Raw genomic sequence first — 12,246 nt, 5'->3', positions numbered from 1 at the left:
TTATCTGCATTCTACTGTATTGGAATTTGGTTTTTGCGGACTTAAATAGGGGATGTCTAATTCGAATCCCCTTAATAAAAACCAGAAACCCAGAATTAGCATAGCATATGGCACAACTTTATTAAGCGACCTTCTAAAAGTAAAACCCGAAAACCCGACAATAATTGCCGCCCCCAGCATTAATGGTATTGTTCCTACTCCAAACCAAAACATATAAATGACACCTTGTTGAACGCTCTCTGTATTTAATGCTCCAGCTAATGCAAGATAAACGAATCCACATGGCAACAGACCGTTTATCATTCCAATTATTAGGTGGTTTAATTTATGTTTAAAGGCATAGTTGAATAGCCTATTGAATGGATTTAATATTTTTAAAGGAGTTTCTTTAAGAAAAGAAAACTTAAACAATCTTGAACATGCAGCTAATATGATCAGCACTCCACTGAGCACACTAATGCCTTGCTGAATCCCTGCCTGCCATATTTGCTTTCCAACCAAACCAACTAATGCGCCCAGCAAACAATACGAAATGAGACGGCCTAATTGATAAATCAATTTATTCCACAACAAATGGGCCCAGCCTGAATGCCTTAATGGTACCGCAAAAGCTAATGGTCCACACATCCCAATGCAATGAAGAGAGCCTAATAATCCAATAAAAAATGCAAGCTTTTCATTACTCATGGCATTAAAACCTCCTGTTCATCTAAATATGTTTTCCCGTTGTTTGTCTTCCATTGTACGATAAACTTCCAATGTCCTTTTGCCAGGTCCGTAGATTTCAGAATTATACTGCTGGTACTATCAGTCTTAAAATTCATCATCCTGTCCATGCTTTTTTTTGCTGTACGCATTATTTTTAATGTGCCTGTAGCTTGGGTCTTAAACGTTATTGTTAAATGATCACCGGACAATTCTATATCCGGCGCTGCATTATCTTTTATAACCTGCTCTTTTTGCAGGTATTCGTCATTGTAACTTAATCCTTTCTCATAATAATCGTTATCAACCAAAGCATCATTTTCGCTACGAATCATTAGTACACCCAGAATTACAATAAAAGCCATAAATGACAGCATTCCAATAATTAATTTCGTTCCCCAATTCATATTTTTAATCGTTAGCAGGTGCTATAAATGTAGTTTCAAATCTATCTACCACTTTCTTTTCAGATCGCAGTTTGAAACTGATCTTAGTTTTATATTTTTTGATTATTCTTTGGGGCAGGACCACAAAAAAAGTTGCTTTTGTACTACCTCCATAACCAATAGCATCTGGTTTTTGGATATACTGAATGTGTGCATGTTCATCATCAGGTATTATTTCAAATTCTACAATTTTATTTGTTTTGTTTACCATTTCTGCAGTATACAGATTGCTTACGGTTTGGTCTTTATCTCTAAGCTGGTATAATGTTCCGCTTGCGCGCAAAATGGTTGTTTGCACATCTGATCGTCTTATTATCATAAAAGATAGAATAATTGTCAGAATTGTAAGTACTGCACTGTATGCATATATTTTTTTGCTAATCCTAAAGGTGGTTTTTTCCTTAATCTCAGTTTCCGATTTGAAGCCAATAAGTCTTAAAGGCCTATTAACTTTTGTCATAACCATATCGCAGGCATCTATGCATGCAGTACAGTTAACGCACTCCAATTGAGTACCATTTCTAATATCAATGCCAGTAGGACAAACCTGAACGCATAATTTGCAATCAATGCAATCACCTGAGTGAGTATCCTGCCCCTTATTTATTTTTTCTCTGGGTTCACCACGCCCATAGTCATAAGCAACAATAATACTCTGGTTATCCAGTAGAACCCCTTGCAATCTGCCATAGGGACATACTACAGTACAAACCAGTTCCCTCATTCTCGAAAACACAAGATAAAATACTAATGAAAATAACCATATCGATATAAATCCTGAAAGATGGTCTTTTACGGGTTCAGTAATAATGCTGATCAGTTTATTGGATCCTATCAAATATGCAAGAAAGACATTTGAGATCAGAAATGAGATACAGAAAAAAAGAAAATGCTTTGACGTCTTTTTAAGGAACTTACTGAAGGTTAATGGTGCTGCATCGAGTTTTCTTTGCTGATTGTGATCTCCTTCTATCCAGTTTTCTATTTTTCTGAATATCATTTCAAGAAATATGGTCTGCGGACAGGCCCATCCACAAAATACCCTTCCAAATATTACTGTAAACAAAACAATAAATACGATGAAAATCAGAAGAGCAAAAGCAAACAGATAAAAATCCTGTGGCCAGAAAATAATTCCAAAAAAAACAAACTTCCTTTCTATTACGTCTAAAAGCACAAGTTGTTCGCCGTTCAATTTTATAAACGGAGCAGAAATCAACAATAAAAGGAAAAAATAGCTAACCACAGAACGGTATTTGTACAGTTTTCCTTTTATTATCTTTGGATAAATCCATTTTCGTTTCAGGCCATCATCAGTAAGTGTGGATACCTGATCTCTAAAATGTGCTGGTGTTTGTGACATTCTTATTTCTGTTTTACACCTTGTGGTGCCTTTGCTCCGGCAGGGTTAGTACCCTTAAGAGAGATAATGTAGCTGGCCAGGTCGGCAATTTGTTGAGGTTTAAGTGTTTTTTCCCATGCAATCATCCCTTTATCAGGTACTCCATATTTAATGGTTTTAAAAATATTCTTCACAGTACCACCATGAATCCAAAACTCATCAGTTAAGTTTGGCCCAACCAAACCTTCTGCATGCTCACCATGGCACGGAGCGCAGGCAGTTTTAAAAAGTCCGGCTCCGGCAGTAAGAACTCCGGCATCTTTGGATTGCTCTACATTGTTCTCATTTATTTTATTTGCAGCGCTTCCTGGTTTTTGAAGGAAAGCAATTTTAGCATCTTCAGCTTGTCTTAACTCTATTGCATATTCTTCTTCCTGTAAATTGCCTAAGCCAAATACGTGGTAGCTTAATAAATAAATAATGGCGAAAATGATGGTTCCATAGAATAGAACCATAAACCATGCAGGAGTAGGATTGTCGAGCTCTGCGATTCCATCAAATTGATGTTCCATTACAATATCCTTTTCCTCAGCTATTGGCCGCAAGCCCATTAATTTTAACCATATTGATGGTTTTTTAGGTCGTGCGATTTCGGCCTTTTCAGCAGCAATACGTCTTAGTCTTTTTTCTTCAGGCGTTGCGAACTGAGTCGGGTTCAGGCTTTCATGCACATACACTTTAATTACCTTTAGAAGCAGCATTGATACTGCCAGGAGCAATACTGCGGTAATCAGTAAGGCCCAGATAAACATATCTGTCATTGTATATCATCTTTTAAAGGTAATTCACTCATATACTTAATCTTGTCCTTTTTCATTACCAAAAGCAATGCTGCTACCATAATGAAGAATAATAGGAATATGCCAAGTGATGTTATTAAATACACCTGGCTACCATCTACCTGATTTAAAAATTGTTTAAACATCTTTAAGAATTTTAGGTCTACTTAGCTTTAATGTCTGTACCTAATCTTTGCAGATAGGCTATAATTGCAATAATTTCTCTGTCGCTTTGAACACGCACATTACTTTTGCCCAGGTCTGCAGCAATCTCCTGTGCCTGATTGTTAAGATGACTATTCGCCTTATTTTCAAATCCAGGTTCATATGGAACACCAAGGGTTCGCATAGCATTAATCTTAGCAATGGTTGTAGTCGTATCGAGTTTTTGATTGATCAACCAATCATAGGGGGGCATAATACTTCCCGGCGACATGGTTTGTGGATCCAGTAAGTGATTAAAATGCCATGCATTGGAATATTTATCGCCTTCCCTTGCCAAATCAGGGCCGATACGTTTAGAACCCCAAAGAAATGGGTGGTCATATACGAACTCACCGGCTTTACTATACTCACCATACCTTTCTGTTTCGGACCTGAAAGGCCTTATCATTTGGGAGTGGCAGCTAACACAACCTTCCCGTATATAAAGATCCCTTCCCTGCAATTCGAGCGGCGAATAAGGTTTTACGCTACTAATAGTAGGGATGTTTGATTTTATGGTAAATGTTGGCATCATCTCAATCATCCCCCCAATTAGGATCACTATTAAAGACAATACCATAAATACCATTGGTTTTCGTTCTAATATTCTGTGAATTTTTTTGTCTGAACCTACAGCTTCGTAAGTTTTTGAAAGCGGAAGCGCTTCAGCGGGTTCGTTTGCAAGTAATTTTCCTGTCCTGGCGGTTTTAATAATGTTATAGGTCATTACGATTACACCAATCAAATACATGGCGCCACCCACAGCCCTTAATACGTACATTGGAATGATCTGCAATAAGGTTTCAAGGAAGTTGGGGTATTTAAGCATCCCATCTTCGGTAAACTGTTTCCACATTAATCCTTGTGTGAAACCGGCAAAGTAAAGGGGTACTGCATAGAAAATAATTCCCAGTGTTCCTATCCAGAAATGAAATGCAGCAAGTTTTTTTGAGTAAAGGGGTGTTCTGTAAATTCTAGGTATTAACCAGTACAGGATACCGAAAGTTAAAAAGCCATTCCAACCCAATGCACCTACGTGTACGTGGGCAACAATCCAGTCAGTGTAGTGTGCAATAGCGTTAATTTGTTTTAGAGCGAGCATGGGGCCTTCAAAGGTGGCCATGCCATATGCAGTTAACCCTACAACCATAAATTTCAATGTGGCATCTTCTCTCACTTTATCCCATGCTCCACGAAGGGTTAACAAGCCATTAATCATACCTCCCCAACTGGGCGCGATGAGCATAATAGAAAACACAACGCCTAAGGATTGTGCCCATGATGGTAGAGAAGTATATAGGAGATGGTGAGGGCCTGCCCAAATGTATATGAATATTAGCGACCAAAAGTGCAGGATACTTAACTTATAAGAATATACCGGGCGGTTAGCCATTTTTGGAAGAAAGTAGTACATCATTCCCAAATACGGAGTAGTTAGAAAGAAGGCTACAGCATTGTGGCCATACCACCATTGAACTAAAGCATCCTGAACGCCAGCATACAAATAATAGCTTTTAAACAATGATATTGGCAATTGAAATGAATTTACGATATGTAAAACAGCTACGGTAACAAAGGTTGCTATGTAAAACCATATGGCAACATACATGTGCTGTTCTCTTCTTTTGATAATCGTACCAAACATGTTTATTCCAAAAATCACCCAAATCACTGTTATGGCAATATCAATTGGCCATTCCAGTTCAGCGTATTCATGAGATGATGTAAAGCCTAATGGAAGTGTAATTACTGCAGAAACGATAATAAGCTGCCAGCCCCAGAAGTGAATTTTACTCAGGAGGTCACTAAACATTCTTGCTTTTAACAACCGTTGCAGGGAATAGTAAACCCCCATAAAAATTGCATTGCCTACAAATGCAAAAATTACAGCATTGGTATGCAAAGGTCTGATGCGTCCGAAAGTTGTATACTGTGAACCCATGTTTAGCTCGGGCTTAAAAAGCTGCATTGCAGCCAAAAGCCCGACAGTCATGCCAATGATGCCCCAAACAATGGTGGCTACGGCAAAGTTCCTGACGATCTTATTGTCGTAATAGAATTTTTCAGTCATATTAAAAATATAGTTAACGGTTGTAAAATTAATCCTGCCGGATTTGGCAATACGTGATCAAAATTTTAGCTAAGTATGATCTTCGTCACTTATTTCTATTTCCTTTTCGGCTACCTCATCATCAAAGAGAATTCTTACTGCGGGGGTAAATGTGTCGTCATTCTGGCCCGATTTAATTACCCAAAAAAAAGCCAAAAGAAACAACAAGGCTAATAAAATGCTACAGCCGATAAGTAAATAGATCATGTTCATAATAGTTTGTTTTTATGTGCAAATAATCTTACTGCAACAGAAGTGAACAGGATTATTGTGATGGTACTTAATGGCATCAGTATCGCCGCCATCAATGGTGATAAAAGTCCCTGTACGGCAAAATATAGTCCGACTGTGTTATACATCAGGGAAATGATAAAGGACATTCTGATTACTTTTACCCCATCTTTAGCTTGTTGAATAAATTGAGGGATTTTATGAAATGATAAGCCATCCAGTATGGCGTCGCATCCTGGAGAAAAATTGTTTATGTTGTCTGTAATGGCAATACCCAGATCACTTTGCTTAAGTGCACCTGAATCATTTAGTCCGTCGCCAAACATTAAAACTTTCTTTCCTTCTTTTTGAAGTTGCTGGATATAATCAAGTTTGTCTTGAGGAGATTGTTCAAAATGTAGTTTGCGGCTATCTTCGAAAAAGGGGATGAGCTGCTTTCTTTCGTGGTCATGGTCTCCCGACAGCAGATGTAAATCGGCTTCGATACTTAGCTTTAGCATCAATTCTTTAAAACCATTTCTCCATTGCTGTCTGATGGTGAAAAAACCCACATATACATCATTGATCATTACATGTATAGAACTGCCGGAAGAAGAGCTTTTCAGTGGAAGGTTAAGGAAGGTAGAACTTCCCAATTTTACATAATTTCCATTAACTTTTCCACTGATACCTCTTCCAATCTTCTCGGTATATTCCTGCACTGAATAGATCGCAGGCTTATGTATAAATTTTGTTAACTCTCGACTAAGGAGATGTCCAGAATTTCTTGCCAGGTCGCTGATTAATTGCATTTGGCCATCGATAATAGTCCCATTAAACTGAAGCCCTGCCGCGTTTGGATTAGTTATAGTACCTGTTTTGTCAAACACATACGTATTAATACGTGCCAGCTCTTCAACCACTGAGGTATTCTTCAGAAAAAATCTGTTTTTATCAAAAACTGATAATACAGCTGCCAGCGTAAACGGCGAACTTAGGGCCAGAGCACATGGGCAGGCAATAATTAAAACTGACGTAAAGGATGCCAATGCCTTAGAAGGGTCTGTCGAAATCCAGAAAATACCTGCACTTAATGCAATAATTAATAGTATTATGCTAAAATACCTGCTGGCGGTATCACTAAATGTTTTGATGCGCTTTTTAGATTCAATGAAAGCATTATTATTCCAGAGTTGCGTAAGGTAGCTTTGCGACACAGGTTTTAATACCTCCATTTCAATTGAACCTGATAGTTGTCGGCCGCCTGCATAAATAATCTCTCCAAGAGTCTTTTTTACCGGAATAGATTCTCCTGTTACAAAACTAAAGTCTATTTCAGCTTCGCCTTTCAACAAAATGGCATCTGCCGGCAAAATTTCATGACTTCTGATAAGAATTCTGTCGCCCGTTTTTAAATCACTAAGCTGTATTGGCCTTTCAACGCCGTGGTTGATTGTAGTTACAGCTACAGGAAAGTAGGACCGGTAATCTCTTTCAAATGAGATGTGATGAAAAGTTCTTTCCTGCATCCACTTTCCTATTAACAGAAAGAAAACCAGTCCGCAAAGTGTATCTACAAACCCAGCTCCGGTTTGCGAGATGATCTCGTAAGCTGAGCGTAGAAACATAACCAGGATACCAAGCGCTAGTGGAAAATCAAGGTTCAGTCTCTTTGCTTTTAAATTTGTCCACGCAGAAACAAAATACTCCTTACCGCTATACAAAACAACAGGTAAAGAAAATGAAAGATTAAGCCATCCAAAGAAATCCTTAAATTCGCGTTCGAAATCGCCAAGACCAAAATAATCAGGGAAACTTAAAAGCATCACATTACCAAAACAGAATCCCGCTACAGCAATTTTGGTAATGAGGCTTCTTTCGGTTTTCCGCGATTGCCCTTTTTTTACGATATCCTGAAAGCTTATCAATGGCTCATAACCAATTGAACAGAGCAATTGTACCAGCTGTTTTAAATTAATTTCGTCGTTTTTAAAGGTAACAGAAACCTGTTTTTTAAGGAAATCAATTCTTGACTGTAATATCCCTGATTGCAAAAGATGGAGGTGTTCTAATAACCAAATGCATGAACTGCAGTGAATGGCAGGTATATATAACGTTACAATTGTTCTGAATTGATCTTCAAAATCAACCAGCTTACTGACAACCTGTGTCACTTCCAGATAATCAAAATTTGAGGTAATCTTACTTTGAGTTTTTCCGGGAATCTTATTATAAACGTAGTAGTTTGATAGGTTATGCTCTGTTAAGATGTTATAGACAGTTTTGCATCCGGAACAACAAAATTGTTTGTCATTATGTGTGTATTGCCGGACTATAATATCCTCTCCGCAATGAAAACAATGGGTCTCTGATGAAGTTACGTTTTCTTTTAGCATCTATATTGAAAGTATGCTTCAAAGTTCCGCATTTAAGTAAAACGCAAAAGTGATGGTGATCTTAACTATTTATGATGTACATCACTTTTCGGTTAAGCAATTTCGGTAAGTATTGGAAAAGTTTCATTGTTTGGGGTACAAGCTTTAATCCTTGAGCCTAAGAATTTAAACGGGATAATCCTTCAAGAATAATCAGGATAACAGATACATCTTTTAATGAGAAACGTAAATGTCTAAGTGCATATGTAATCTGATTTTCTACAGTACGTTTAGAAATACCCAATTCGTTTGCTATTTCTTCATTGCTTAGGAATTGCCTGCGGCTCATCAAAAAAATCTGTCTGCATCTTTGGGGCAGGTGAGCCAGGTAAGAATCCACCTCCAATTCCATCTCTTTGTTGATTAAGTTGTTATATCCCTCGTTTTGGGAGGTACAGTCTTCATAAAAACCATCTTCCATACTTTCTTTATAATCAATTGGATATATTTTACTGGTGGCCATATGCTTGTACACTCTGTATCGGGCTGCAGATGTTAAATAGGCTTTAAAAGATTGTACCTGAAGTGTATGTCGACCGGACCAAAGTGTGATGAATATATCATGAACAATTTGCTCGCAAACAACCGAATCCCTTATGTAGGAATACGCAGTGCTATAAATTTTAGCTGAGTAGCGATGAAATAATGCAGCAAAAGCCCGCTCACTATTTCCTTGAATAGCTTCCCACAGTTCATGGTCCATAACGACACTAGGTTGGTTTAATTTGGTAGTCACTAAGCTATACATTTTAAAATAAAAAAAAATAATTTTTAAAAGTATGTGTGTGCCAATCATAATTATACACTATAGAGTTACCAACTATAAACCATGACAAAAGAACAATACGTTTTGTTGTATGAAAAGTACACATTAGGTATTTGCACTGAGGAGGAAAAAAAACTCTTTGAGCAATACAATGATGAATTTTCTATTGATAACGCTCCCTGGGATGAAAATAAACTGGGAGATGAGAAGCAAGTATCAGAAAGAATGTACAAGCGATTTTATGATGAAATCCATCCAAGACACCAGCTTAGCTGGTTCAACAGACATAAGTTTTCTGCCGCTGCTGCTATTCTTATAATGCTTGGAATTGGCGTTTATTTATCCATAAATCCATCACAAAAGACTAACTCTGCGCCAACAGATGTAGCCGTGCAGAAAAAAAGCATTCCTCCAGGCGGCAAAAAAGCTGTATTAACCTTACAGGATGGTTCGCAAATCATACTTGATAACTCTCAAAATGGAATTGTTGCAAACCAGGCAAATACGGTAATTACAAAAACCAGAGAGGGGCAGGTAATTTATAACTCATCCCAATCAAGCTTTGTAGACCCTAAATCTGTTCCATACAATTCCATTAGTACACCAAGGGGTGGAGAATATCAGCTTTTATTGCCAGATAATACAAAAGTTTGGCTTAATGCTGAATCTACGATAAAATTTCCTGCGGTTTTTAATGGCAGGGAACGAAAAATTGAATTATCCGGAGAAGCATATTTTGAAGTGGCTCATAACCAGAAAATGCCATTCAGAGTAGTGGTTGAAGGTACTGAAATAGAAGTATTGGGTACCCATTTTAACGTAAATGGTTACCATGACAGAGCTGATGTAAATACTACCTTATTAGAAGGTTCAGTAAAGTTAAAGAATAGCAAAAAAGAAGCAATGTTGAAGCCTGGTCAATCTGGCATCTCTTCGGCAACCGGTGGGATGAAAGTTAAGAATGTGGATGTAGAAGATGCTGTTGCCTGGAAAAATGGATACTTCGTTTTTCAGGATGAAGACATCTATAGCATTATGGCAAAAGTCGCCCGTTGGTACGATGTTGAGGTCGAATTCAGGGGTAACATGAAGGATAAAGGTTTTTTTGGTAAAGTTAATCGCTACGATAATATAAGTGAGTTACTGAAAAACATGGAATTAACAAGAGAAGTTCAATTTAAGATCGAAGGAAGGAGGGTTATTGTTATGGCAAAATAAGTACACTATCAAATCATAACAGTTACCCTAATAAAAAGCCCCGGATGTTCGAAGCACCCGGGGCATTGTGCCAGAGGTAACTTAAATCAATTCGCGTAAACCAATTATAATTAAAGCTGACATTCAAATGTATAAATTTTATAATGTAATCCCTTGCGGTAATAAACCCCGCATGCCATTTAAATTCCTTTTAGTAATGAAGCTAATTTGTATATTAATGATCACCACCTTTATACATGCTTATGGCACTACTTATGCCCAGAAAATAAGCTTAAATAAAGAAAAAGCCTCTTTACAAGAGATTTTTGATGACATAAGAACACAAACGGGATATAGTTTTATTATCAGTTCGAGTCTATTAAAACAGTCTGCACCAGTTAGTATTAAGGTAAAAAACGTTTACCTCAAAGAAGCTTTGGATAAGTGTTTTACAGGCCAAAGTTTAACCTATGTTATCAATGGAAAAACAATAGTAGTACAAGAGCCACCTGCTATTGTTAAACCCGTAAATATAGTAACAGCACCCAGAGAGGATATTAAAGGAACAGTCCGGGATTCTCTTGGCGTAATGCCCGGTGTATCTGTAACGATAAAAGGTTCAAAAAAAGGAACCACAACAGACGAGAATGGCAAATACATTCTCGACATTCCTAACGATGATGCAATCCTCATATTTTCAATGGTAGGCTTCCAGACTCAGGAAATACCGGTAAAAGGAAAAGACGTAATTAATGTAACACTTAAATCGTCCGATAATGGTTTGGATGAGGTTGTCGTGGTGGCTTTTGGTAAGCAAAAGAAAACCGACATGGTTGGTTCTGTTACCTCAATAAAACCGTCGGAATTAAAGGTGCCTTCAAGTAATCTTACCACCGCTTTAGCCGGCAAGGCAGCAGGTATTATAGCCTATCAGCGAAGTGGGGAACCAGGGGCAGATAATGCCGAATTCTTTATTCGTGGTGTGACCTCTTTTGGATATAAAAAGGACCCCCTTATTTTGATAGATGGAATTGAGGTTGCTACAACCGATCTTGCCCGTTTACAGGCCGATGATATTTCTAGTTTTTCAATTATGAAAGATGCTACAGCAACTTCATTGTATGGAAGCAGGGCTGCAAACGGCGTTATTTTAATCGTTACAAAGGAAGGAACAGTAGGAAAAGCCGCTATAAGCGTACGGCTGGAGAACTCAGTTTCAGCACCAACAAGCAATGTTGAAATTGCGGACCCCATCACCTATATGCGTTTAAATAATGAGGCCGTACTTACACGTGACCCCTTGGGTGTTTTACCCTACACAGATCAAAAAATAGACAATACGATTGCTGGTGTAAATCCTTATATGTATCCGGCTACAGATTGGAAGAAGGCTCTTTTTAACGATTATACCATGAACCAGCGTGCAAATTTAAACGTAAGTGGAGGTGGTGGTGTAGCCAGKTWYWWYATTGCTKGYTSSTKYARWMANKGAKWWYKSCAKYYKKWMGSTNKANWAKMGAMWTWWYYTTAACAGTAATATTGATTTAAAGAGTTATACACTACGTTCTAATGTGAATGTAAACCTGACTAAAAGTACAGAAGTTATCGTTAGAATGAGCGGTAGTTTTGATGATTATACAGGGCCTATTAGTGATGGTGCTTCTATTTACAGAAGGGTAATGCGTACCAATCCGGTTTATTTTCCTGCTTATTATCCTGTTGATGAAGATCACTCCTATGTGAAACATATTATGTTTGGTAATTATGATGATGGAAGTGGCAGCTACCTTTTAAATCCTTATTCGGAATTGGTAAAGGGTTATAAAAACTCATCCAGATCAATGATGTCTGCGCAATTTGAAGCCAAACAAGATCTGTCGGGCATTACAAAGGGTTTAAATGTGAACGCACTGCTTAACATAACCAGAAATAGTTTCTTTGATGTTAGCCGAAGTTATAGTCCATTTTGGTACCAGGCAGGCTCTTACGACA

Annotated in this window: 9 protein-coding genes and 2 pseudogenes; 3 read left to right on the top strand and 8 right to left on the bottom strand. The window is 37.8% G+C overall.

All coding sequences use genetic code 11. The features are described from left to right. The 8 genes from N824_RS14370 to N824_RS14335 form a co-directional block, all read right to left on the bottom strand. Positions 1–687 (bottom strand): sulfite exporter TauE/SafE family protein, encoded by a 687-nt coding sequence (locus tag N824_RS14370; protein WP_048905855.1) that lies wholly within the window; start codon positions 685–687, stop codon positions 1–3. Beyond that, positions 684–1,112 carry a FixH family protein gene (locus N824_RS14365; RefSeq protein WP_048905854.1) on the bottom strand — a complete coding sequence of 143 codons (429 nt, stop codon included), beginning with the start codon at positions 1,110–1,112 and terminating at the stop codon, positions 684–686. The genes N824_RS14370 and N824_RS14365 overlap by 4 nt, the downstream gene beginning before the upstream one ends. Before the next feature lie 4 nt (positions 1,113–1,116). Continuing rightward, the gene (gene ccoG / locus N824_RS14360) at positions 1,117–2,514 is read right to left on the bottom strand and encodes a cytochrome c oxidase accessory protein CcoG (protein ID WP_048905853.1); all 1,398 of its coding nucleotides are present in this window, start codon (positions 2,512–2,514) and stop codon (positions 1,117–1,119) included. Positions 2,515–2,516: 2 nt separating this feature from the next. Beyond that, positions 2,517–3,314 carry a cbb3-type cytochrome c oxidase N-terminal domain-containing protein gene (locus N824_RS14355; RefSeq protein WP_048905852.1) on the bottom strand — a complete coding sequence of 266 codons (798 nt, stop codon included), beginning with the start codon at positions 3,312–3,314 and terminating at the stop codon, positions 2,517–2,519. Between the two features lie 181 nt (positions 3,315–3,495). Then, complete coding sequence (gene ccoN / locus N824_RS14350; RefSeq protein WP_048905851.1) at positions 3,496–5,607, bottom strand: cytochrome-c oxidase, cbb3-type subunit I; 2,112 nt, start codon at positions 5,605–5,607, stop codon at positions 3,496–3,498. A gap of 69 nt (positions 5,608–5,676) precedes the next feature. Further along, positions 5,677–5,859 (bottom strand): cbb3-type cytochrome oxidase assembly protein CcoS, encoded by a 183-nt coding sequence (ccoS, locus tag N824_RS14345; protein ID WP_048905850.1) that lies wholly within the window; start codon positions 5,857–5,859, stop codon positions 5,677–5,679. After that, positions 5,856–8,252, bottom strand: coding sequence for a heavy metal translocating P-type ATPase metal-binding domain-containing protein (locus N824_RS14340; RefSeq protein ID WP_048905849.1), 2,397 nt, complete (start codon positions 8,250–8,252; stop codon positions 5,856–5,858). Before N824_RS14340 ends, ccoS begins: the two co-directional genes overlap by 4 nt. 157 nt (positions 8,253–8,409) lie before the next feature. After that, positions 8,410–8,994, bottom strand: coding sequence for an RNA polymerase sigma-70 factor (locus N824_RS14335; protein ID WP_235207132.1), 585 nt, complete (start codon positions 8,992–8,994; stop codon positions 8,410–8,412). A 126-nt stretch (positions 8,995–9,120) separates the two neighbouring features. On the opposite strand from N824_RS14335, the gene N824_RS14330 reads away from it, so the two are divergent. The 3 genes and pseudogenes from N824_RS14330 to N824_RS34300 all read left to right on the top strand — a co-directional run. Beyond that, positions 9,121–10,275 carry a FecR family protein gene (locus N824_RS14330; RefSeq protein ID WP_048905848.1) on the top strand — a complete coding sequence of 385 codons (1,155 nt, stop codon included), beginning with the start codon at positions 9,121–9,123 and terminating at the stop codon, positions 10,273–10,275. Positions 10,276–10,471: 196 nt separating this feature from the next. Further along, positions 10,472–11,785, top strand: a pseudogene (locus N824_RS34305) (carboxypeptidase-like regulatory domain-containing protein). A gap of 40 nt (positions 11,786–11,825) precedes the next feature. Then, positions 11,826–12,246 (top strand): annotated as a pseudogene (locus tag N824_RS34300) (SusC/RagA family TonB-linked outer membrane protein); the annotation flags it as partial.

Source organism: Pedobacter sp. V48 (genome assembly GCF_000523515.1).
Lineage (GTDB): Bacteria > Bacteroidota > Bacteroidia > Sphingobacteriales > Sphingobacteriaceae > Pedobacter.
Note: the sequence above shows the minus strand (reverse complement) of the source record. Positions and strands in the feature narration are given on the sequence as shown.